The sequence below is a fragment of the Sebaldella termitidis ATCC 33386 genome (genome assembly GCF_000024405.1).
GTDB classification, from domain to species: Bacteria; Fusobacteriota; Fusobacteriia; order Fusobacteriales; family Leptotrichiaceae; genus Sebaldella; species Sebaldella termitidis.
In genome coordinates, this window is sequence record NC_013517.1 from 147,908 (window position 1) to 172,331 (window position 24,424).

Here is a 24,424-nt window from a genome sequence, read left to right on the forward strand (position 1 = left end):
AATAATTGAAACGGGGTGTTTTTATAAGTATAACATATATTTCGCGACGTGGCGAATCTATAAATTTTGAAGTAATTAAAGTAAATATAGGAAAACAGCATTATAATTTACCTGTTAGAATGGAAAATCAAGGGGCTGGTCACAGAGTTTCAAGAATTTCAGTATTAATGAATTGCAGATCTGTTTCTGACATAGTATATTCTTATTTACAACCAACACATAATAAAATTTTTCAAAGACTGACAAACATCTACTATAGTAAATTTAATGAGGAATTTGCACCGGGATGGTTAAAATTATATCATGAAACCTGCGGACATATGAATTTATATATCGAGAATCTTCTTGCTGAAGAAACAGCGGTAACACATGGAATTAGATTTTTCAGATGGATGAACAGAGAAGAAATGCTGAGAAGCTCAGAAATAGCAGATGTTGGTTTTGAAGATAACAATTCTGCATATTTTAATTCAACATCTGTAGTGGTTGGAGGCAGAAGAGAAAAATATTACAGAATGTCAAGCAGAGCTAATTTAAGAAATTTTGCTGGGATAGATTATGATATAGAAATAAATATTTAAAAATTGACATAACTTGAAAATTTTTTAAAAATAATAATTAAATAACCCTGACAGCTTTGGATATATTATCCGGAGATTTTGTCAGGGTTATCTTAAAAATATAATTGTATTTGTTATTTTATTATTTCAAGAAAATATTCATTAAAAAAATACAGCTGAAATTAGTTTTTAAGGAAAATCCAATCCTTCGGTAATAACAGTAAAAATCCCGGATACTTTTTCTCCGAATCTGTTATCCAGATCATTCCACCAAGACTTAGGCAGTATAAGAAAAACATGTGTATCTGAATAAAAAGAGGAATCAAACAGACGTATTTCATAATCACTGCTGATAATTTCATTAAAACTGCGAATTGTTATGTATCTGTCAGCACCTGAAAAACTGAGCCTGATATCAAAGCTGCTTCCATCATACATGACTTTCAGACCCTTATCCGTCTCTTCCGCACTGACATTTTTTTCAGGAATATATTCGCTGAAATATTTTATAATATCACTGTCATATTCACGCCAGTCAACCACGACGCCGAAAAGATAAGAAAAAATAATATCCGGCGGTAGATCCTTTTCCAGACTGTGACGGTTCATTTCTTCCTTATATTTTTCAAAAAATAAATCGAGAGCCTCCTGTTCTGGTTCAAAAAGTAATACACACTCATTGAAATCTGGCTTATTAATTTTCATAAAATTCTCCTCCTACAGTTTTAAAAAATCCTCCAAAAATAAAGCAACACCATTTTCCGTATTTTTCGGAGCAATGTAATTAACCTTTGATTTTACCTCATCATTTGCATTTTCCATAGCAACGCCGTATTTTACCGAAAAAAGCATTTCAAGATCATTTTCGGCATCACCGAATGCTATTACCTCGTCAGGCTGAAAGCCGTATTTCTCAAGAAGAAATTTTACTGCGTTTCCTTTGGAAACATCCGGGTTCATTATTTCAAGAAAAGTAGGACTGGAAAGACCCTTGTATATTTTGTTTTTATATTTTTCTATGACATATGAATCTACGATCTTTGTAGTTTCTGCATCATTTATAAACATCATTTTGTTAAAATCAAGCTTCGGCATATTGTCAAAATTGATTATATTTTCCTGCAGCTGTGACTTTGCACCGTAAGCCTTTGCAGTGTCGTTATAGTCTTCAAGATACCATTTTTCATTGCTGAAACCATGATAATACAAATTATTTTTTCTTCCGTAATCAATTAATTCACGTGCGACAGAGTCGTCAAGAGTGAGCTCAAAGATTTTACCCCCGTCTGAATTATGAATTACAGCACCGTTATAGTTTACTATTTCAGTATCAAGCTCCAGATGATCATAAAATCTCTTCATTGCAAGAAAGCTTCTTCCTGTGGCTATAAAAAATTTTATTCCCGCCTTTTTTAATTTTTCAATCATTTCTTTTGTTTCTTCAGAAACAGTACCGTTTTCATTAAGAAGAGTACCGTCAAGATCACTAAATACAGCTTTTATCATGGAATATACCCCGTTTCTCCTAAAAATTATTGTTATTACAGTATATCACATATTTATAAAAAAAATTTTAAGAACTATAAAAAAATAATTTGTTTTTGTCCTTTGTTTTCAATGTTTCTATAAGATTAGACCAAAATAAAAAAATATTTTTTTAAACTTACCTATTGACTATTTTAAAAATCAAGGTATTATATTGTTATCAATTAGTTAACAAAAAAGAAAAATGTTTTTTTTTACCTAACGTGTTTACAAATAACTAACATAATTTACAAATAATGAATTTTAGGAGGGAAACAATGAGCAAAGTAGAAGAAATAACAAGAGAATCATGGATATTAAACACATTTCCAGAATGGGGAACATGGCTGAATGAGGAGATTGAAGAGGAAGCTGTGGAAAAAGGAACCTTTGCTATGTGGTGGCTTGGATGTACAGGTATCTGGGTTAAGAGTGAAGGGAATACCAATATTGTTATTGACTTTTGGTGCGGTACAGGGAAAAGAACAAAAAAAAATAAATTAATGAAAAAACAGCATCAGATGCAGAGAATGGTAGGAGGGTTAAAATTACAGCCCAATCTAAGAACTTCTGTTTTCGTGCTTGATCCGTTTGCAATAAAAGAACTGGATGCGGTACTTGCAACACATGACCATGCAGATCATATAGATCCTAATGTGGCAGCGGCAGTACTGAAAAACTGTGATCCGAGTGTACCGTTTATAGGACCGCAGGCATGTGTGGATTTATGGATAAGCTGGGGAGTACCTGCAGAAAGATGTAAGGCAGTAAAACCCGGAGATACAGTAAAGATAAAAGATATAGAGCTAGTAGTATTGGAATCATTTGACAGAACAGAGCTTGTAACAGCTCCGGAAGGAGTAATCCTGAAGGATAAGATGCCGCAGGACATGGACAGGCTGGCAGTAAACTATCTGGTAAAAACACCGGGAGGAAATCTTTACCACAGCGGGGATTCACATTATTCGAACTATTATGCAAAGCACGGAAACGAACATAAAGTAGATGTGGCATTAGGGTCATACGGAGAAAATCCGAGAGGAATGACAGATAAGATGACATCTGTGGATATACTGAGAATGGGGGAATCATTAAAGACACAGGTAGTAATACCGTTTCACCATGATATCTGGTCGAACTTTCAGGCAGACCCTTATGAAATAATGATGCTTTGGAAGATGAAGAAGGACAGGTTAAAGTATGAATTTAAACCGTATATCTGGCAGGTAGGAGGTAAATTCATATTTCCGAATGACAAGGACAAACTTGAGTTTCACTTTGAAAGAGGATTTGAGGACTGCTTTACTATAGAACCTGATTTGCCTTTCAAGTCTATGCTGTAAGAACAAAATTTTCTGCTAAAAATATGATGTAAAAGATAAGGTTTATAAAATTTAAAAATAATTATGAGGTGGAAAAAATATGGGATATTTAGAATTAGTTTGGCAAATCTTTGTGGATAATATACTTGGAAAACCGGAGTTTTTTATTGGTATCATAGTTTTTATCGGGTATTTGCTATTGAAAAAACCTGTTTATGAAGCATTTGCCGGGTTCATAAAAGGAACTGTAGGATATATGATACTGAATGTTGGGTCCGGAGGACTTGTAACGACATTCAGACCTATACTTGCAGGATTAAACGGAAGATTCGGACTGAATGCGGCAGTAATAGATCCTTATTTCGGATTAAACGCTGTAAACACAGCACTTGAATCAATAGGACTGGCCAGTTCGTGGACGATGATATCTCTTCTTATAGGCTTTGTGCTGAATATAGTACTTGTTTTGTTCAGACCGGTTACGAAGATACGTACATTGTTTATAACAGGACATATAATGGTTCAGCAGGCAACAACGGCGACATGGATCATATTCTATGCTTTCCCGCAATATAGAAACGGGATAGGGGCAGTATTAATAGGAGTATTCGTAGGAGTGTACTGGGCAGTAGCGTCGAACCTTACAGTGGGTGCTACACAAAGACTGACTGACAATGCAGGATTTGCAATTGGTCATCAGCAGATGTTCGCAGTATGGTTTGCAGATAAGGTAGCGGCAAAAATCGGAAATCCAAAAAAGAGACTTGATGATATAAATCTTCCTAACTGGCTGTCTATATTTCATGACAATATAATAGCAACAGGGACATTAATGCTGATTTTCTTCGGATCTATAATGATACTGCTTGGAGAGCCTTACTTAAGAGAAATAGATAAAACATTTGTAGCAAGCATGGCTTTTCCTACATATATAATTTCAAAATCATTAATGTTCTCTGTATATCTTGCAATATTAATGATGGGTGTACGTATGTTCGTAGCAGAACTGACAGCATCGTTCCAGGGGATATCAAGCAGAATTCTCCCGGGTGTTTTGCCGGCTGTAGACTGTGCGGCAGTATATGGTTTTGGTTCACCTAATGCAGTATTATTCGGTTTTGTGTGCGGAGCCATCGGTCAGTTTGTGACTATAGCAGGATTACTGATATTTAAGTCGCCTATATTGATAATAACAGGATTCGTTCCGGTATTCTTTGATAATGCCACAATAGCAGTTTTTGCCGATAAACGAGGAGGAGCAAGGGCAGCAGCAATATTGTCTTTTGCTTCGGGGATACTTCAGGTTCTCGGGGGAGCACTGGCAATTATTATATTTGGTCTTGCAGGCTTCGGAGGATGGCATGGGAATATTGACCAGAGTACTGTATGGGTAATTCAGGGTCTGGTAATAAACAAGCTTCATCTGGTAGGGTATATAATAGTAATAGCATCTATGCTTGCTATACCATGGATTCAGTTCAAAAGATCAAGCAGTCCGGAAAGCTATAATGAAAATTTGGAATAATAAAATAATAGAAAAGAGTTGATTAGGTATGATGAAAGTTTTGGCAGTATGCGGTAATGGTATGGGAACAAGCATGATTATGAAAATGAAAGTAGGAAATGTCCTGAAAAGGTTAAATATCCCTGCACAGGTAGATTCATGCAGTATGGGTGAAGCCAAATCGGCAATAGGAAATTATGATTTGATACTGGCATCTGTCCATATTGCAAAAGAGCTGGACTCGGCAAAGGCAAAAATTATAGGACTTTTAAATCTGCTGGATGAAAAGGAACTGGAAGAAAAGCTTAAGGAAGCTGGAATTGCTTAAGAGTAAAGGAGAGTAGATATGACATTATTGGAATCTTTAATAGAAAATAATTCTATATTATTGAAACAAAAGGCAGAGACATGGGAAGAGGCAGTAAATAAATGTATAAAGCCTTTAGTAGATGCCGGTGCCGTGGAACAAAGATATCTGGATGCAATCATAAAAAAGACAAATGAACTGGGACCGTTTTATATTCTTGCACCGGGACTGGCAATGCCGCATGACAGACCTGAAAGCGGAGTAATAAAGGATAGTTTTAGTTTCGTCACACTGGAAAAACCTGTTGTGTTTCCTGACGGTCAGGAAGTGGACATATTGATAGGACTAGCAGCGACAAGCTCGGATATACATAATGAGGAAGCTATTCCTCAAATAGTAATGCTTTTTGATGATGAGGCGGCATTTGAGAAAATACGAAAAGCGGAAAGCACTGATGAAATCATAGGACTTTTGAAATAAATACAGCGTTTTTAAAAGGGGCGGGTTTTTGGTTATGAAGAATACAGATATAGAGGAATGGTTTGAGGGGTTTCAGATATAAAATACCTAAAAAAGTAACGGGAGGAAAATATGGCAAAACCATTATTACAAATAGCCCTTGATAATAATACACTGAGTGACGCAATAAGATCAATTTCACAGGTAGGGCATGAAGTTGATATTATCGAAGCGGGCACTATACTCTGCCTTGCAGAAGGAATGGAAGCAGTAAGATGTCTCAGAGCACTTTATCCTAATAAAATAATTCTTGCTGATACTAAATGTGCTGATGCCGGGGGAACAGTAGCTAAAAACTGTGCTGATGCAGGAGCAGACTGGATGACAGTAATATGCTCCGCTACTATTCCTACAATGAAGGCAGCACTGAAAGAAGTAAAGGACTTACAGGTAGAGCTTTACGGAGACTGGACATTTGAGCATGCGAAGCAGTGGAAGGAAGCGGGATTATCACAGGCAGTATATCATCAGAGCAGAGATGCACTTCTGGCAGGAGAAACATGGGGAGAAAAAGATCTGAATAAGATAAGAAAGCTAGTGGAGATGGGCTTTAAGGTATCGGTAACAGGAGGACTTGAAAAGGAAACATTAAAGCTGTTCAAGGGAATAGATGTTTATACATTTATAGCAGGAAGAGGAATAAGGGAAGCATCAGACCCTGCACAGGCAGCAAGAGAATTTAAAGAAGAGATTGATAAATACTGGGATTAATAACAGCAGCGGAAAGAGAAAAGATTATCCTTTAACAGGGGTGTTTATAAAAAAGATTAGGAGTACTCAATAAGCAAAGATAATATCAAATAACATTTATATCTGTTTTTATAAATATTTTTTCATAAAAAGAATATATCCGGGAAAATTTTCCTGAGTTTTTCCGGAAGTTCTCTTCCGGATTTTTGTTTTTACAGAGAGGAGAAAGATGAACAAATTTGACAAACTGGTAATGGGAATATACGAAAAAGCTCTTCCAAAAAAAGAATCGTGGAGCACTAAAATTGATATTGCAAAACAGGCCGGTTATGACTTCATTGAGATTTCCGTTGATGAATCCGATGAAAGACTTGCCAGACTTGACTGGAGTAATGAGGAAATAAAAAATATGAAAAATCTTCTCATTGATAAAGATTTCAGAATCCCTTCCATGACCTTCAGCGGTCAGAAAAGATTTCCAATGGGTAGTATTGATACTGCTACAAGAGAAAAATCCATGGACTTAATGAAAAAAGCTATTGAGATATCCGATAAACTCGGTATCAGAATTATTCAGGTAACCGGTTATGATGTTTACTATGAAGAAAGAAGTGATAAAACAAGGGAACTCTTTATACAAAATCTAAAGAAAGCTTCTGAATGGGCTTCCAAAGCATGTATTACGCTGGCAATAGAAAATATGGAAAATACCTTTCTTAATTCAGTAACAAAATATATGGAAATAGCCAAAGAAGTAGATTCACCATGGCTGAAGCTGTATCCTGACCTTGGGAATCTCACTGCATGGACACATGACGAGGTATATAATGAGCTTGAAAAAGGGATAAAGTCACAGCAGATAATAGCAGTACATCTTAAGGAAGCAAAAAAAGTAACAGATACATTCGGAGGAATATTCAGGGAACTGGAATTCGGAACAGGTAACGTAAACTTTGTAAAAACATTTGAAACATTGAAAAAGGCAGAATTTAAAGGGCCTTTTCTGGTGGAAATGTGGAATGAAAGTAGTGAAACCCCTCTGGAAGATATAAAGAAAGTAAGGGACTGGATGATTTCAAGAATGAAGGAAGGAGGATTTATCTAATATGCTGGAAGAATTAAAAGAAAGAGTATATAAGGCAAATATGGAGCTTCCTGAAAAGGGACTGATACTTTATACATGGGGGAATGTAAGCGGAATAGACAGGGAAAAAGGACTGATAGTAATAAAGCCGAGCGGAGTGGAATATGATGTAATGAAGGCTTCTGATATGGTAGTAGTGGATATGGACGGCAGAGTAGTGGAAGGAAGCCTGAATCCTTCGTCAGATACAGCGACTCATATAGAGCTGTACAAAGCCTTTGAAGAGGTAGGAGGAATAGTTCATACACATTCCACATGGGCGACAATATGGTCACAGAGCGGCAGAGACATAAAAGCTTACGGAACAACCCATGCAGATTATTTTTACGGACCGATTCCGTGTACAAGAAAGATGACAGCGGAAGAGATAGAAGGAGAATATGAGAAGGAAACGGGTCGTGTAATAGTGGAAACATACAGAGAAAGAAATCTGAATCCCTTATATGTACCGGGAGTACTGGTAAACAGCCACGGACCGTTTACATGGGGAAAGAGTCCGGAGGAAGCAGTGCATAATTCGGTGGTACTGGAAGAGATAGGAAGAATGGCAGCAAGTATGGAGATGTTTAATGAAAACACGAAGAGTATGCAGCAGGAGCTTCTGGATAAGCATTTCTTAAGAAAACACGGGGCTAATGCCTATTACGGACAAAAAAAATAAATACGGAATATAATCTGTCTTGAAGCAGAAGTTTTTAATATAAGAAAAATACAGTAAATTTACAGGAAAAAGTATATACGAATTCTGGTTTATTATATGAAAATATTTTGATTTTGAGACAGATATTTTTTTAATATATAAAACTACACAAAAGTAAAGCATAATTTGTAAAATGTGGGATTATGTGGTATTATAAAAGAAATGACGTGAATTTTAAGTAGAGGTTAAAATAATGGATAAAATAGACCTAAGGACAAATCCAAATTTGATTATAGTATTAGGTGAATACATAAGAAGCAAGAGAGTGGAAAAGGGAATAGGGTTAAGGGAAATGGCTGAACATCTGAGTATAAGTCCGGCATATTTATCAAATTTAGAATCTGGCAAGCATCCAATGATAAATCCTCTCCTTTTGAAAAAAATTTCCAGAAAGTTAAATATTGATCATTTAAAATTATTTAAAATGATCGGATATACGGACAAAGATACGGAAGAGCTGAAAAAAGAGATCACTTCAGAGCTTCTTGATGAGATAGATGATGTAGAAATAGGAAAAATACTGGGAAAATTAATGGAAATGTCTCCCGATGAGCTTCAGCTGGTAAAACAATACATAGAATTTATATCGAAAAAATAAGCGTTTCACAGGCTAGTGATGAAAATCATTAGCTTTTTTGTGTTATTTGATGTAAAATAATGATATCCAAAAAAATTACCATTTGTTTTGGACTTTACTTTTTTACATATAATTTGTAAAATATAAATGTTTATTGGAGAAGATTTATGATAAAATTGATAATTCTGGACGTGGACGGGACTCTTACCAAAGGCGGAATACTTATAGGCAACAGCGGGGAAGAGTTTAAGGAGTTTAACGTAAAAGACGGATACATGATTGCAAGTGCCAGAAAAAAGTGCGGAAAGATTTTTGCTATTATAACAGGAAGGAATTCAAAGATAGTAAGCATCAGAGCCAAAGAACTGGGAATCACGCATCTTTATCAGGGAATTGATGACAAAATAGTGGTATATGAGCAGCTGAAAAAGGAGCTGAATATTACTGATGAGGAAACAGCGTATATAGGCGATGATCTGAATGATTTTGAAGTGATGAAAAGGGTAGGACTTGTAGGAGCACCGGCGGATGCCTGCAGAGAGATATTGGAAACAGCTGATTTTGTTTCTTCTAAAAATGGAGGAGAAGGAGCTGTCAGGGAGTTTTTAGAATATATATTAAAAAAAGAAAATTCTTGGAATAAAATAGTTCAAAGTAATTAGGAGGAATGAATGAGAATTAGATATATTGATGCAAAACGTTTGAGGATGCTTTTGATCGCAGGAAGCAAATGGCTGGTAATGCATGAGGAAGTTCTGAATGAACTGAACGTGTACCCGGTTCCTGACGGAGATACAGGAAGCAATATGTCCATGACAATCAGTTCAGTAGAAAAAGAACTGACAAAGGTAGATGAAAAAAGCAGCATGAATGAGGTAAGCGAAGCTGTGGAAGAAGCAATCCTTATGGGTGCAAGAGGGAATTCCGGGACAATTTTGTCTCAGATAATCACTGGTTTTCTAAAGGGAATCGGGGATAAAGACAGATTATATGCCGCTGATGTGGTAACAGCACTGGAATCAGCAAAGGAAGTAGCGTATAAAGCTGTAAATCAGCCTGTGGAAGGAACGATACTTACAGTAATAAGAAAAGTAGCAGAATCTGCAAGAGAATATGTAAAAACAAGTGACGACCTTGTAGGTCTTTTGGAAAATATAAAAGATACAGCGCAGGAAGCTGTGGAACAAACACCGGAAGAGCTGCCGAAGCTTAAAGAAGCAGGAGTGGTAGATGCCGGAGCAAAAGGACTGTTTTATATGCTTGAAGGTTTTTATATGCTTATAACACAGGCGGATCTTATAGAGGAAATAGAACCTACAGAAGTCAAAAATGCTGATTTTTCTTCAACAATTGCAAATATAGACCATGATCCGGACAGTATAAAGTTTCAGTACTGTACAGAATTTATAATAGGAAGTTCAAGTTTTGATACAGATAAATTCAAGGCAGAAATCCTTGAACTGGGAGATTCGGCTGTTTTTGCACAGAGCTCCAAAAAATTCAAGGTTCATGTTCATACGAACAATCCCGGGCAGGCTTTGGAGCTTGCACTAAAAAACGGTGATCTGGAAAAAGTAAAAATAGAAAATATGAAGCTTCAGCATGAAAATTTATACGTAAAACAGCCTGACGAAGAAGGAGCAAAGATATTTGTCAGTGATAAAGTAACGTTATCTGAAAAAGGACATATTATAGTAGCAGATACGGAAAATCTTAAAAATGAGTTTCTTAAAAACGGTGCCGATGTGGTAATTCTCGGCGGGCAGAGTAAAAATCCAAGTGTGCAGGACATACTGAATGCACTGGAAAAACTTGATAAGAAAATAATTTATATTTATCCTAACAATAAAAATATAATCTCTACTGCAAAACTGGCCTGTGGAAAATCAGATAAAAATGCTGTTGTAATGGAAACAAGAACAATGCTTGAAGGAAATTTTTATATAAAAGACAGAAATGATGAAATAGAAAAATTAATGGAAGAGGAAAAAAGAAATGTTTCCATTGAAGTGACAAAAGCTGTAAGAGATACAAAGGTAGATGATCTGGAAATAAAACAGGGAAATTATATTGCCCTTATAAACGGTAAGATAAAATATGCCGAAAATGATTTGAAAACACTGGTTTCAAATGTACTGGACCAGAATATCACTAAAGATACAATGACAATAACAGTAGCAGAAGGCAGTGAAAAAGATGAGCAGTGCAAAAAGCTTATAGAAGAGAAATCAGCGAGGCTTTATAAAACATTTATAAACGGAAATCAGGAAAATTACTATTATTACATATATCTGGAAAATAAAAATCCTAATATGCCTGAAATAGCAATATTGACAGATTCTACATCGGATCTTGTGCCGGAAGAGGTCATGAATCTCCCTATCAGCATAGTTCCTCTGAAGGTAGAGTTTGATGGAAATTTATATAAGGATATATTTGAAATTTCAAGAACACAGGTTTGGGAAGAAATACTGAAAACAAATACAGGATTGAAAACTTCACAGCCTGCACCGCAGGATTTTCTGAAAGCGTATAAGAGATTATTTGAAAAGGGATATAAAAAAATACTTTCAATACATATTTCCTCAAAATTAAGCGGAACTTCACAATCTGCACAAGTAGCTAAAAATCTGCTTGAAGAAAAGGATAATATAGAGATTTTGGACAGCCTTACTACAACATCGGCACTGGGACATCTTGTAACAGAAGCTGCGAAAAAGTCTTTGAAAAGAGAATCAGCCCAGAGTATTGTAAGCTGGGTAGAAAATACCAGATCAAAAGCAAGATTTCTGATTGCATTAAATGACCTGAAGTTTTTGGAAAAGGGCGGAAGAATAGGAAAAGCTACAAGCTATATTGGTTCTGCACTGCACTTAAAACCGATAATAGGCGTGAGAAACGGAGAAGTAATTCCTGAAAAGAAAGTAATCGGTGAAATGGGTGTTATGAACTACATAAGAAAGACCATAAAACAGGAGACAGAAAATCAAAGTGTATATTTATATGTGGTCTGGGCAGGTGTGGCAAGAAGTCTTGATGTGGCAGATAAAATAGCAAAGGAATATGAGAAAAATCCTAAGGTAACGGTAGTAAATATTAAATTAGTAGGACCGGTTATAGGATCGCATGTAGGTTCAGGTTTCGGGATAATCACTTATCCTAAATTGAGCTGATACAGATAATTGGATTTATTATAAACTAAATAGTAGATATAAAGCAGTATATGGCGTAAGAACCATATACTCTTTCATTAACAGAAGTGCCTGCAGTTTATTTTACAGAATATAAATGTAAAATCCTTGCTTGCAGGTGCCGGGAAAGTGGGAAAAACATGAGAATTTCTAATTTTATTTCAAAGGAATTGGTATTTTTAAATACAGAGTCTGAAAATGTAGAAGAATTAATAAATAATATTTTAGACAAGGCAGCTGAAGTTGACGAAGAAGTTAGGAATAATTTAGATAAGGCAAAAAAAGCTGTTTTGAAAAGGGAAGATGAAACCTCTACTGCTCTGGGACATGGTATTGTCCTGCCTCATGGAAGAATAGACGGGTATGATGATACGACTGTTATATCAGGAACGCTGAAAAAACCTATGAAAGCAATAGTAAGAAATAAGGAAGAAAGCATAGAGCTGTTTTTCATTATTCTTTCGGGGCTGACTAAAAACAGAACTGTATTAAAACTAATGTCTTTGGTATCTTATCTGGGGCATCAGAATGAGTTTCTGGAAAAGGTAAAGGGTGTAAAAAGTGAAGATGAGTTCATAGAACTGATACAGGAATATGAAAATGATATAAAACAAACAGTAACTTCCGAGGATCTTATGGATACGACTGTGAGGCCGGTAAGTCTGAGCGAGCCGCTGGAATCTGTAGCTGCACGTTTTATAAGAGAAAATAAAACAGGTCTGCCTGTAGTGGACGGCACAGGATGTTTTGTCGGAGAAATAACAGAAAGAGAGCTCATAGAATTCGGGATGCCTAAATATGCTTCACTGGTATCAGGACTCAGCTTTATGACAGTAGGCGAACCTTTTGAAGAATATTTTTTGAATGCGGGAAAAGTAACTGTCAGAGAATTATATAGAAAAAGTAAAAATTTAGTTGATAAACAGGCATCTATTATGGAAATATGCTTTAATATGATAACAGAAGGAAGAACTAGGCTTTACGTAGTGGAAAATGATAAGTATTTTGGAATGATAGAAAGACGTGACATAATTAAAAAGTTTTTACATATTTAATGAAGGTTTTGGTGATTAGGAATGTCGCATATGTTGGTAGCAATAATTATATTTTGTTTGGCATATATATTAATTATTTTTGAGAAATTCCCTATATCTGTTTTGGCGATGTTAGGGGCAATAGTAATGGTAATGACGGGAGTTTTGGGGGCGGAAGAGGCTTTTAGAGCAATAGATCTGAATGTAATATTTCTTTTGGTAGGTATGATGATTATGGTATCAATACTTGCAGAAACGGGACTTTTTGAATGGATAGCCATTAAAGCAACCCAGCTGGTAAAGGGAGAACCTATACCGTTATTAGTATTGCTGATGCTGGCAACGGCAGTATTTTCAGCGTTTTTGGATAATGTTACCACGATTCTGCTTATAGTTCCGGTAACTATAGTTATGCTGGAAAATCTGAAGCTGGATACAAAACCGTTTATTATCGGGGAAATACTGGCATCAAATATAGGCGGAACGGCGACTTTGATAGGTGACCCGCCTAATATACTAATAGGGAGTGAAGCTGGATTTTCATTTAACGACTTTATTATAAACCTTGGACCTGTAATTATAATTAATCTGATAGTTACAATATTTCTGCTTTACTTTTTTTACTGCAGAAAACTGAAAGTTTCAAGAGAACTGAAAGCACATATAATGGAATTAAGTCCTGACAGGGCATTAAAAGATAAAAAGCTTATGTATCAATCACTGGTTATACTTCTTTTGGTAATAGCCGGATTTGTATCACATGAGATTACACATATAGAGCCTTCTATAATTGCACTTGCAGGAGCAATGGCTCTGATACTTGTCAGTAAAAAAGAACCTGAGGAAATATTTGAAAAAGTAGAATGGCCTACATTGTTTTTCTTTATGGGTCTGTTTATTATGGTGGAAGGTCTTGTGGAAGTGGGAGTAATACAAATGCTTGCAGAAGCTACATTATCTCTTACAAAAGGAGATTTTCAAAAAACTGCTTTATTTATAGGTATATTGTCCAGTTCAGTTTCACCAATCATTGATAACATACCATATACGACAACAATGCTTCCTCTGATAAAAAATCTGGAAACTGCATTTCCAAATGTGGATGCACTCTGGTGGAGTCTTGCACTCGGGGCATGTCTTGGAGGAAATGCTACATTAATAGGAGCTTCTGCTAATGTGGTCGCAGCCAATATAAGTAAAAAGAACGGAAAAGTAATATCATTTATAGAATATCTAAAATATGGCCTTCCATTAACTTTTGTGACAATAGTCATAGCAATGATATATCTGAATTTCAGATATTTGAGATAAATTTTCGGAATAAATGTGGAAAAGTAAGGAGGGATACCCCTCTTTATTTTTTTTGTATAAATATATGTAAGGGAGAAATTATTATGAGAATAGAGCATTTAGAATTAACAGATTCCACAAATGAAGTATTAAAGAGAAAAAGGCATAAGCAGGAATATGATATAGTGTATGCGGATAACCAGACAGCCAGTAAAGGAAGACGCGGAAATAAATGGATTTCAGACAAGGGTGCGGCTTTATTTTCCTTTCTTGTAAAAGATAATGATTATGGGGAGAAGACTTCATTACTCGTTGGTTATGCTGTCTACAAAATATTAGACGGGATATTGGAATCCGATAAATTAACGTTTAAGTGGCCTAATGACATACATTATAACGGAAGAAAAATATCTGGCATATTGATCGAAAAATGTGAGGATTTTCTAATAGTCGGAATAGGAATAAATGTAAATAATACAGATTTTGGAGTATATGGTGAAACAGCGTTGTCTCTAAAGCTGATAACCGGAAAAGAATATGATGTAAAAAATATAATAGTAAAAACAGTGGAGGAAACAAAACAGAGACTGGAAAAAATAGCGGAAGAATGGGAGGCCGTAATAGATTTTCTAAACGAAAAACATTCACTTAATAATAAGCTGGTTGAAAATAATCAAAAAGAACAGTATGAGGTAATAAAGATAAATTATGACGGAAGTTTAAAAGTAAAAAAAGATGGTGAGAAAAATTATACAGATATATATTCTGATGAAATAAAAGGGATAAAAATAAAGAATTAATGCGGCATCCTTTTTGCGGCAGGCTGTCTTCGCTTATTGCCGGAATGGGTTTTGCTGGCAGATTGTATTTATATCTTACAGAATGATAAAATCTTCGGTATTGTTTATCAAAAATAAATGAGATGCTGCACTGATTTTCAGATCTGAAAAATCATATAAATATAATCAGGATTTTCAAGATACAAAAATTTTTCAAATAATTTATAGTATCAGCTGTAAAAAATCTATATTGCAAATCATAAATTTCGAAAAAATTGTCTAAAAAAAACCCTTGAAAATAAAGGGTTTGAGAAGACAGTCGAAAAAAACATAAAAAAATTGAAAAAAAGCGTTGACAAAGTCAATGAGATTTGATAATATATTCCTTGTCAACGACAAAGATTCGCTGGCAAAAAGGACAATGAAAATAGAAGAAGAAGCAAACGCCAAGAAAGAAAAGATTAAGGTAGTGGAAATAAATATTGAATGAAGAGTTTGATCCTGGCTCAGGATGAACGCTGACAGAATGCTTAACACATGCAAGTCGATGAGAAGACTCCCTTCGGGGAGAGGGTATCATGGCGGACGGGTGAGTAACGCGTAAAGAACTTGCCATATGGACAGGGATAACCGATGGAAACGACGGATAAGACCTGATATAATGAATTAATGGCATCATTGATTCATGAAAAGCAATGCCATATGAGAGCTTTGCGTCCTATTAGCTAGTTGGTAGTGTAACGGACAACCAAGGCGATGATAGGTAGCCGGCCTGAGAGGGTGGACGGCCACAAGGGGACTGAGATACGGCCCTTACTCTTACGGGAGGCAGCAGTGGGGAATATTGGACAATGGAGGTAACTCTGATCCAGCAATTCTGTGTGCACGACGAAGGTCTTCGGATTGTAAAGTGCTTTAAGTTGGGAAGAAAAAAATGACGGTACCAACAGAATAAGCGACGGCTAAATACGTGCCAGCAGCCGCGGTAATACGTATGTCGCAAGCGTTATCCGGAATTATTGGGCATAAAGGGCATCTAGGCGGGGTTTCAAGTCGACGGTGAAAACTAGTGGCTCAACCATTAGCTTGCCGACGAAACTGAAATTCTAGAGTATTGGAAAGGTGGGCGGAACTACATGAGTAGAGGTGAAATTCGTAGATATATGTAGGAATGCCGATGACGAAGGTAGCTCACTGGACAAAAACTGACGCTGAAGTGCGAAAGCTAGGGGAGCAAACAGGATTAGATACCCTGGTAGTCCTAGCTGTAAACGATGTTCACTGGGTGTGGGCGAGTAGATCGTCTGTGCCGAAGCAAATGCGATAAGTGAACCGCCTGGGGAGTACGGCCGCAAGGCTGAAACTCAAAGGAATTGACGGGGACCCGCACAAGCGGTGGAGCATGTGGTTTAATTCGACGCAACGCGAGGAACCTTACCAGATCTTGACATCTCCGGAATTAGGTAGAGATACTTAAGTGCCTTCGGGAACCGGAAGACAGGTGGTGCATGGCTGTCGACAGCTCGTGTCGTGAGATGTTGGGTTAAGTCCCGCAACGAGCGCAACCCCTATCGTTAGTTACTAACATTAAGTTGAGGACTTTAGCGAGACTGCCTGCGAAGAGCAGGAGGAAGGTGGGGATGACGTCAAGTCATCATGCCCCTTATGATCTGGGCTACACACGTGCTACAATGGACAGTACAAAGAGAAGCAAAATGGTGACATGGAGCAAATCAAGAAATCTGTTCTCAGTTCGGATTGAAGTCTGCAACTCGACTTCATGAAGTTGGAATCGCTAGTAATCGCGGATCAGCAATGCCGCGGTGAATACGTTCTCGGGTCTTGTACACACCGCCCGTCACACCACGAGAGTTTGTTGCACCTGAAATTGCTGGCCTAACCCGTAAGGGAAGGAAGTACTGAAGGTGTGGTAAGCGATTGGGGTGAAGTCGTAACAAGGTATCCGTACCGGAAGGTGCGGATGGATCACCTCCTTTCTAAGGAGAAATAAGATGGCAGCTTCTTCTTTTATTTTGATTGTTTTTTATAGACAATTGAAAAAAATGATATGGGCGTGTAGCTCAGGTGGTTAGAGCACTGTGCTGATAACGCAGGGGTCACTGGTTCGAGTCCAGTCATGCCCACCATATCGAAAATGTTTTTTTGGGGATATAGCTCAGATGGGAGAGCGCTGCCCTTGCAAGGCAGAGGTCAGCGGTTCGACTCCGCTTATCTCCACCAAAAGTATAAAAAAGTAATAATTGGACAATGAGAAATGAATAGTAGGTAGAAAGAAAGAAAGTAAAAAAGAGGTTATCGAAAGAAAAGCGCTAAGGGCACACGGAGGATGCCTAGGCAACAAGAGCCGATGAAGGACGTGATAAGCTGCGAAAAGCTTAGGGGAGCTGCAAAGAAGCTTTGATCCTAAGATGTCCGAATGGGAGAACCTAAATACCTGGAGGGTATTTACGAAAGAGGTAAGCGGGTGAACTGAAACATCTAAGTAACCCGAGGAAGAGAAAGTAAAAACGATTCTCTGAGTAGCGGCGAGCGAAAGGGGAAGAGCCTAAACCACATAAGTGTATAAGCGAGCAGCGTTGCTTGTGTGGGGTAGTGGGAGTTTAATGACGGATAGCTCTGAAGTCAATATATACGAAATAGAATTAGAATGTATCTGGGAAGGTAAACCATAGAAGGTGAAAGTCCTGTATGAGTAATATTGAGTGTATATATTAAATATCCCGAGTAGCATCGAGCACGAGGAATTCGGTGTGAATCAGCGAGGACCATATCTCGTAAGGCTAAATACTCTTGTTGACCGATAGAGGAGAGTACCGTGAGGGAAAGGTGAAAAGAACCCTGTGTAAGGGAGTGAAATAGAACCTGAAACCGTGTGCTTACAAACGGTAGGAGCCCTTCGGGGTGACTGCGTGGATTTTGGTTAATCATCCTGCGAGTTATGATATGTGGCAAGGTTAAGGAAGCGGAGCCGAAGGGAAACCGAGTCTTAATAGGGCGATAGTCGCATGTTATAGACGCGAAACCTAGTGATCTAGGCCTGTCCAGGTTGAAGCTAAGGTAAGACTTAGTGGAGGACCGAACTCACCATCGTTGAAATGCTGGGAGATGAGATAGGTTTAGGGGTGAAAAGCCAATCGAACTAGGAGATAGCTCGTTCTCTCCGAAATGCATTTAGGTGCAGCCTTAACAAAGAACTATGGGGGTAGAGCACTGTATGGCCTAGGGGGCGTATAGCTTACTGAAGTCAAGCAAACTGCGAATACTATAGTTTAATTGTTAGGAGTGAGTCTGTGGGTGACAAGGTCCGCAGACGAGAGGGAAACAGCCCAGACCACCAGCTAAGGTCCCTAATTATGTCTAAGTGGGGAAGGAGGTGGACATTCAGAAACAACCAGGAGGTTGGCTTAGAAGCAGCCATACCTTTAAAGAGTGCGTAATAGCTCACTGGTCGAGAGTGTCTGCGCCGAAGATGTAACGGGGCTAAGACATAAACCGAAGCTGTGGAAACTAACGTAAGTTAGTTTGGTAGGAGAGCGTTCTGTAGGCCGAAGAAGGTGTGCTGTAAGGCATGCTGGAGGTATCAGAAGTGAGAATGCAGGAATGAGTAGCGAGAAAGAGGGTGAGAATCCCTCTGGCCGGAAGTCCAAGGTTTCCAAAGGAAGGTTTGTCCGCTTTGGGGGAGTCGGGACCTAAGTTGAGGCTGAAAAGCGTAGGCGAATGGAAAATAGGTTAATATTCCTATACCACTGTTATTTGTTTGAGAGATGGAGTGACGCAGAAAGGTATGTAAGCATACTGACGGAATAGTATGTCGAAGAGAGTAGCATGATTAGGTAGGTAAATCCGCCTGATTAAATGTGAGACTTGATAGGGAGCTTCTAAGGAAGCGAAGTTACAAATCCTATGCTGCCGAGAAAAACTTCTATTTAGAATAATAGTGCCCGTACTGTAAACCGACACAGGTGGACTGTGTGAGAAACATAAGGCCGACAAGATAACTCTAGCTAAGGAACTCTGCAAAATGGCCCCGTAACTTCGGGAGAAGGGGTACCTATGTTATGTGAAGGAAGAAACGTCCGGAGCAGAAGTAGGTCGCAGTGAAGAGTCCCAAGCAACTGTTTACCAAAAACACAGGTCTATGCTAAGCTGAAAGGCGACGTATATGGGCTGACACCTGCCCAGTGCTGGAAGGTTAAGAGGAGGATTGAGAGATTCGAATTGAAGCCCCAGTGAACGGCGGCCGTAACTATAACGGTCCTAAGGTAGCGAAATTCCTTGTCGGGTAAGTTCCGACCTGCACGAATGGTGAAATGATTTGGGAGCTGTCTTGGCTGGAGACTTGGTGAAGTTGTAATGGCGGTGAAGATACCGACTACCTGCAGTAGGACGGAAAGACCCCGTGGAGCTTTACTGTAGCTTGGCATTGGGTTTTGGCAATGTGTGTATAGGATAGTTGGGAGACGTTGAATTTATGGCGCTAGCTGTAAAGGAGTCACTGGTGGAATACCAACCATATATTGTCGGAATTCTAATCATGGGTTTGTAACCTGTGAGACAGTGCTAGGTGGGCAGTTTGACTGGGGCGGTCGCCTCCTAAAGAGTAACGGAGGCGTTCAAAGGTTCCCTCAGGTTGGATGGAAATCAACCGAAGAGTGCAAAGGCATAAGGGAGCTTGACTGCGAGACTGACGGGTCGAGCAGGCGCGAAAGCGGGACTTAGTGATCCGGCGGTACCGAATGGAAGGGCCGTCGCTCAACGGATAAAAGCTACCCCGGGGATAACAGGCTGATACTTCCCAAGAGTCCATATCGACGGAAGTGTTTGGCACCTCGATGTCGGCTCGTCTCATCCTGGGGCTGGAGAAGGTCCCAAGGGTTGGGCTGTTCGCCCATTAAAGAGGCACGCGAGCTGGGTTCAGAACGTCGTGAGACAGTTCGGTCCCTATCCACTGCAGGCGTAAGAATATTGAGAAGATCTGTCCTTAGTACGAGAGGACCGGGATGGACAAACCTCTGATGAATCAGTTGTCACGCCAGTGGCACAGCTGGGTAGTCACGTTTGGAAGGGATAATCGCTGAAAGCATCTAAGTGAGAAGCCCACTTCAAGATGAGTATTCTACCTTTATGGTTAAGTCACCTTCGAGACTAGGAGGTTGATAGGCTGGAGGTGTAAGTATAGTGATATATTTAGCTGACCAGTACTAATATGACGAAGCTTTTTAAAAAATATATACCGTTTTTACTGATGGATATCTATCCTACTATTTATTTCTCATTGTCTTTTTAAGACAATCCTTGCTTGGTGAACATAGCGACAGAGGTACACCCAGATACATTTCGAACCTGGTAGTTAAGCCTGTTTGCGCCGACAATACTTAGATTTACTTCTAGGGAATATAGGTCTTCGCCAAGCTTTTAATTATTTGTCTCTGTAGCTCAGCTGGTTAGAGCATTTGACTGTTAATCAAAGGGTCGCAGGTTCGAGTCCTGCCAGGGACGCCACTTTTTTTCCTATTGTTTAATAGGATTTTTTTTTTGCTTTTTTTCTTAACATATTTTAGGTTTCCTGATATAATTATGTTAGAGGTAAATATTAATACTACTAAATGTATCGGAGGTGACTGTAATGAAAGAGATATCTAAATTATTTAAAAATGTTGATAAATTAGTTTTTATGTCATCAAGTATGGGGAATTCAGAAATGGACTGGAATTACAGCGGAACAGGGAAAACATCAGTTATCTGTGAAGATAATAAAATATTTTTTTTAGACAGAATTACCATAGATGACAGACTCAGCTACGAAGATAAAAAGATGTGGATTCTTAATGATAATGATGTATTAGAATTCTGGCATTATAGAAATAATGAATATGAAAAGATATTTACTTTTTCAAAATGGGAGCCTAATACTCTTATTGCCGGAGAATATATATGCGGTGACGACGTATATATGGGCAGAGTAGAAGCGGATAATTCCGATATTATTTTTATAATAGAGATAAAAAGCAAAAAAAAGAATGAACTCATAAAGTACAAATATTTTAAATAAGGAGTTATGATGAATAAATATATTTTACTGGATAGAGACGGTACTATAAATATCGAAAAGGATTATCTTTATAAAATAGAAGATTTTGAATATGAATATGGTGTTATAGAAGCACTTGAAATTTTTCAGAAAAAAGGCTACAAGCTTGCAGTAATTACTAACCAGTCAGGTATTGGAAGGGGTTATTACAGTGAGGAGGATTTTCTAAAGCTGACTTCTTTTGTGGAAAATGATCTGAAAAAAAAGGGTATTATTATAGAAAAAACTTATTATTGTCCTCATCATACAGACGGTAAGGGAAATTATAAAACAGAATGTGAATGCAGAAAGCCGGGGACACTTTTGTTTGAAAAGGCGGTAAAAGAATTAGATATAGATACCCGGAATACTTATATGCTCGGGGATAAGGCCAGTGATCTGATTCCCGCAGATAAGCTAGGAATAAAGCCTGTTTTTCTGCGTACAGGACACGGACGTGAAGAATCACTTAAAGGACTGGATTTTGACTTCTTAAGTTTTGATAATATTCTGGATTTTGCTAAAACTTTGTAGTTTTTCATTTTACTATTTTATTCTTTACATTTTTTAATTTAATAATTACATAAAAAAATATTGTTTTTCAATTATGAAAATCAATATTTTTGGTTTAGATAATATTTTTTTTTGATATAAAAATGCAGACATTTTTACAGATGAAAAAAAATTACGTATACAGACTTGAAAGTCTGATTTTTTTATTGATAAATTATATATTAAGTGGTATAATTATTTAATTATGCACTAAAAATGGAGTTATTAAATTATGAAAAAAAATTATATCTTTAAAATGACACTTGAAGAATTTGGAATTTCTAATTTTTTAGATATTCTGGAGATAAATAATGTTTTAATTAATTCGGGTGAAGTACGGGAAAATGATGTGTTTATAGCTATCAGAGGCGGTAACAGCTATATTCAGGAAGCAGCAGAAAAAGGAGCATATGTTATATATGACGATAAGACGAAAAAAACACCCTATCCAAAAGCATTTTTAGTAAACGACAGTATTAAATTTTTACAAAAATTTGCTGAAAATTGGAGAAATATATTAGATTTAAAAATAATTGGAATTACAGGAAGTAATGGAAAAACAACAGTAAAAGATATTATATACCAGCTGTTGTCTACTAAGTATAAAGGAAAAAAAACTGAAGGCAATTTAAACAACCATATAGGATTGCCTGTTTCTTTGTTACGTGCTGAAAATTCTGATGATTTTTTAGTTTTGGAGATGGGGATGAGCGGTTTTGGCGAAATAGACCTGCTTGCTGCCATTGCTAAGCCTGATTATGGAATTATTACGAATATAGGTGACTCACACCTTGAGTTTTTAGGAAGCCGGGAAAATGTTTTTAAAGCTAAAAGTGAGATCATAAAACATGTGAAAGCTAAAATGTTTTTAAATGGAGATGATCCTTTTTTAGGTGATCTTCCTGGAATAAAAGTTTCGGCCGACGGCAAAAGCACTGCTGATTACAGAGCAAAAAATATAAATTTGAGCGGCGATGGTACAAAATTTGACCTGAATGAAGGACTTACTCTCGAAACTAATCTTATAGGCGAGCATAATATTCTAAATCTTTTATTTGGTATAGCTATATCAGAAGAATTTGGAATTAAGACTGAAGATCTTGCTGATGAATTTAAAAATATAAAACTTACAGCAATGAGATTTCAAAAAATAGAAAATGGTAATATTATATATATTAATGACGCGTACAATGCCAGCCCTATTTCAATGGAAAAAGCCATTCTTACATTTTCGGATATCTATAATGACAGGTATAAAGTAGTTATATTAGGCGATATGCTGGAGCTTGGCGAGAAGGATGCGGAATTTCACGAGGAACTGGAAAAAATACTGAGAAATACAAAGCAAAATGAAATATTGTTATATGGTTCCTTGATGAAAAATCTTTATGAAAAAATCAAAGATATGAATGTTTTTCATTTTGATGAAAAATCTTTTATCAGGGAAAAGCTCAGAGGACATAATTCCGAAAAGCTTGCAGTCCTGCTGAAAGGGTCTAGGGGAATGAGATTAGAAGAAATTATAGAGGAAGGAAATTAATAAAATGCTGTATTTATTACATCAATTATTTTTTGAGGATTTGAAAATCCTGAGAATATTTAAATCTATCACAATAAGGGCTTCGATATCCTTTTTTCTGGCACTGCTCTTTGTTTTGATACTTGGAAAACCTTTTATAGCATGGCTGAAGAAGAAAAAATACGGAGATACAGTCAGAGAAGAGGGGCCGCAATCTCATTTTTCAAAATCAGGGACACCGACAATGGGAGGACTTCTTATCATAGGGGCTATTTTATTTGCTACTGCGATTTGCGGGAATTTCTCAAATAAATTTATTGTCTTTTTATTTTTTATAACTATTTTGTTCAGCACAATAGGGTTTTACGATGATTATCTAAAGCTCACAAAACATAAAAAAGGACTTTCAAGTAAGAAGAAAATATTAGGACAGCTTATTATAACAATACTGACATTTATTTTTATATATAAATACGGACTTATCAGTCCAAGAGTAGATTTTTCAATAGTAAATCCAATTATAAAAAATTCATATTTTTATATTACGCCTGCATTATTTTTTGTCTTTATGGCAGTGGTAATAATAGGGTCTTCTAATGCGGTTAATCTTACCGACGGACTTGACGGACTTGTAACAGGACCTATTATCATTGTATGTGCTACTCTGGCAATAATAACATATCTTACAGGACATATAGAATATGCAGACTATCTGAATCTTTTTTATGTAAAGGATGCCGGGGAAATGCTGGTATATCTAGTGTCAATTATAGGGGCATCAATAGGGTTTTTATGGTATAATTTTTATCCGGCACAGGTATTTATGGGAGACACAGGATCGCTTACGCTGGGAGGAGTTCTCGGAATAGTGGTAATCTTCATAAAACAGGAGCTTTTGCTTCCTGTGGCAGGATTTATATTTATAGTAGAAGCTTTATCAGTAATGATACAGGTATGGCATTATAAAAAGTTTGGAAAACGTGTATTCAGAATGGCGCCGATACATCATCATTTTGAGCTTCTGGGAATTCCTGAAACCAAGGTTACCATAAGGTTTTGGATAATTTCGATATTGATGGCTTTACTGACTTTTTTGATTTTAAAATTAAGATAATAAGGAA

Annotated in this window: 21 protein-coding genes, 3 tRNA genes and 3 rRNA genes; 25 read left to right on the forward strand and 2 right to left on the reverse strand. The window is 37.1% G+C overall.

The annotated features are described in order from the left end of the window. Nucleotides 1–119: 119 nt before the first annotated feature. Entirely contained in the window at nt 120–581 is a 462-nt protein-coding gene (locus STERM_RS00675; protein WP_041309751.1) for a hypothetical protein, read from the forward strand. Between the two features lie 168 nt (nt 582–749). Here STERM_RS00675 and STERM_RS00680 read toward each other — a convergent pair whose 3' ends face one another. After that, a complete protein-coding gene (locus STERM_RS00680) occupies nt 750–1,265 on the reverse strand; it encodes a hypothetical protein (RefSeq protein WP_012859624.1) in 516 nt (171 codons plus the stop codon). A 12-nt stretch (nt 1,266–1,277) separates the two neighbouring features. Further along, nucleotides 1,278–2,066, reverse strand: coding sequence for a Cof-type HAD-IIB family hydrolase (locus STERM_RS00685; RefSeq protein WP_012859625.1), 789 nt, complete (start codon nt 2,064–2,066; stop codon nt 1,278–1,280). 296 nt (nt 2,067–2,362) lie between these two features. Between STERM_RS00685 and ulaG the strand changes: the two genes are divergently transcribed. The 24 genes from ulaG (at nt 2,363) to mraY (ending at nt 24,417) form a co-directional block, all read left to right on the forward strand. After that, complete coding sequence (gene ulaG, locus STERM_RS00690; protein ID WP_012859626.1) at nt 2,363–3,427, forward strand: L-ascorbate 6-phosphate lactonase; 1,065 nt, start codon at nt 2,363–2,365, stop codon at nt 3,425–3,427. A gap of 79 nt (nt 3,428–3,506) precedes the next feature. After that, nucleotides 3,507–4,931, forward strand: coding sequence for a PTS ascorbate transporter subunit IIC (locus tag STERM_RS00695; RefSeq protein ID WP_012859627.1), 1,425 nt, complete (start codon nt 3,507–3,509; stop codon nt 4,929–4,931). A gap of 28 nt (nt 4,932–4,959) precedes the next feature. Beyond that, complete coding sequence (locus STERM_RS00700; RefSeq protein WP_012859628.1) at nt 4,960–5,238, forward strand: PTS sugar transporter subunit IIB; 279 nt, start codon at nt 4,960–4,962, stop codon at nt 5,236–5,238. 18 nt (nt 5,239–5,256) lie between these two features. Beyond that, nucleotides 5,257–5,697, forward strand: a complete 441-nt coding sequence (locus tag STERM_RS00705; protein ID WP_012859629.1) for a PTS sugar transporter subunit IIA — start codon at nt 5,257–5,259, stop codon at nt 5,695–5,697. Nucleotides 5,698–5,808: 111 nt separating this feature from the next. Continuing rightward, entirely contained in the window at nt 5,809–6,447 is a 639-nt protein-coding gene (locus STERM_RS00710; RefSeq protein WP_012859612.1) for a 3-keto-L-gulonate-6-phosphate decarboxylase UlaD, read from the forward strand. Nucleotides 6,448–6,655: 208 nt separating this feature from the next. Then, nucleotides 6,656–7,531, forward strand: a complete 876-nt coding sequence (locus STERM_RS00715) for an L-ribulose-5-phosphate 3-epimerase (RefSeq protein ID WP_012859630.1) — start codon at nt 6,656–6,658, stop codon at nt 7,529–7,531. A 1-nt stretch (nt 7,532) separates the two neighbouring features. Beyond that, entirely contained in the window at nt 7,533–8,231 is a 699-nt protein-coding gene (gene araD / locus STERM_RS00720) for an L-ribulose-5-phosphate 4-epimerase (protein WP_012859631.1), read from the forward strand. Nucleotides 8,232–8,463: 232 nt separating this feature from the next. Continuing rightward, nucleotides 8,464–8,868 carry a helix-turn-helix domain-containing protein gene (locus STERM_RS00725; RefSeq protein WP_012859632.1) on the forward strand — a complete coding sequence of 135 codons (405 nt, stop codon included), beginning with the start codon at nt 8,464–8,466 and terminating at the stop codon, nt 8,866–8,868. Nucleotides 8,869–9,014: 146 nt separating this feature from the next. After that, the gene (locus STERM_RS00730) at nt 9,015–9,509 is read left to right on the forward strand and encodes a KdsC family phosphatase (protein WP_012859633.1); all 495 of its coding nucleotides are present in this window, start codon (nt 9,015–9,017) and stop codon (nt 9,507–9,509) included. Between the two features lie 9 nt (nt 9,510–9,518). Then, nucleotides 9,519–12,020 (forward strand): DegV family protein, encoded by a 2,502-nt coding sequence (locus STERM_RS00735; RefSeq protein ID WP_012859634.1) that lies wholly within the window; start codon nt 9,519–9,521, stop codon nt 12,018–12,020. 158 nt (nt 12,021–12,178) lie between these two features. Next, the gene (locus STERM_RS00740) at nt 12,179–13,093 is read left to right on the forward strand and encodes a PTS sugar transporter subunit IIA (protein ID WP_012859635.1); all 915 of its coding nucleotides are present in this window, start codon (nt 12,179–12,181) and stop codon (nt 13,091–13,093) included. A 30-nt stretch (nt 13,094–13,123) separates the two neighbouring features. Then, nucleotides 13,124–14,383 carry an ArsB/NhaD family transporter gene (locus STERM_RS00745; protein ID WP_012859636.1) on the forward strand — a complete coding sequence of 420 codons (1,260 nt, stop codon included), beginning with the start codon at nt 13,124–13,126 and terminating at the stop codon, nt 14,381–14,383. Nucleotides 14,384–14,466: 83 nt separating this feature from the next. Beyond that, nucleotides 14,467–15,162, forward strand: a complete 696-nt coding sequence (locus tag STERM_RS00750; protein WP_012859637.1) for a biotin--[acetyl-CoA-carboxylase] ligase — start codon at nt 14,467–14,469, stop codon at nt 15,160–15,162. 343 nt (nt 15,163–15,505) lie between these two features. Then, nucleotides 15,506–15,631, forward strand: coding sequence for a hypothetical protein (locus tag STERM_RS22605; RefSeq protein WP_280109822.1), 126 nt, complete (start codon nt 15,506–15,508; stop codon nt 15,629–15,631). Then, nucleotides 15,625–17,138 (forward strand): 16S ribosomal RNA (locus STERM_RS00755). The genes STERM_RS22605 and STERM_RS00755 overlap by 7 nt, the downstream gene beginning before the upstream one ends. A gap of 73 nt (nt 17,139–17,211) precedes the next feature. After that, nucleotides 17,212–17,288: transfer RNA gene (locus STERM_RS00760), tRNA-Ile, on the forward strand. An 18-nt stretch (nt 17,289–17,306) separates the two neighbouring features. Then, nucleotides 17,307–17,382: transfer RNA gene (locus tag STERM_RS00765), tRNA-Ala, on the forward strand. A 79-nt stretch (nt 17,383–17,461) separates the two neighbouring features. Continuing rightward, nucleotides 17,462–20,387: ribosomal RNA gene (locus tag STERM_RS00770) — 23S ribosomal RNA — on the forward strand. Nucleotides 20,388–20,460: 73 nt separating this feature from the next. Then, a 5S ribosomal RNA gene (gene rrf / locus STERM_RS00775) occupies nt 20,461–20,575 on the forward strand. Together the 16S, 23S and 5S rRNA genes with 3 tRNA genes alongside form the textbook arrangement of a ribosomal RNA operon. 12 nt (nt 20,576–20,587) lie before the next feature. Then, a tRNA-Asn gene (locus STERM_RS00780) sits at nt 20,588–20,664 on the forward strand. A gap of 124 nt (nt 20,665–20,788) precedes the next feature. Next, on the forward strand, nt 20,789–21,214 hold the full coding sequence (locus STERM_RS00785; RefSeq protein WP_012859638.1) for a hypothetical protein: 426 nt from the start codon (nt 20,789–20,791) through the stop codon (nt 21,212–21,214). Nucleotides 21,215–21,223: 9 nt separating this feature from the next. After that, nucleotides 21,224–21,766, forward strand: a complete 543-nt coding sequence (locus STERM_RS00790; RefSeq protein ID WP_012859639.1) for a D-glycero-alpha-D-manno-heptose-1,7-bisphosphate 7-phosphatase — start codon at nt 21,224–21,226, stop codon at nt 21,764–21,766. A 250-nt stretch (nt 21,767–22,016) separates the two neighbouring features. Further along, the gene (locus tag STERM_RS00795) at nt 22,017–23,324 is read left to right on the forward strand and encodes a UDP-N-acetylmuramoyl-tripeptide--D-alanyl-D-alanine ligase (protein WP_012859640.1); all 1,308 of its coding nucleotides are present in this window, start codon (nt 22,017–22,019) and stop codon (nt 23,322–23,324) included. Between the two features lie 4 nt (nt 23,325–23,328). Beyond that, the gene (gene mraY / locus STERM_RS00800; RefSeq protein WP_012859641.1) at nt 23,329–24,417 is read left to right on the forward strand and encodes a phospho-N-acetylmuramoyl-pentapeptide-transferase; all 1,089 of its coding nucleotides are present in this window, start codon (nt 23,329–23,331) and stop codon (nt 24,415–24,417) included. Nucleotides 24,418–24,424: the final 7 nt, after the last annotated feature.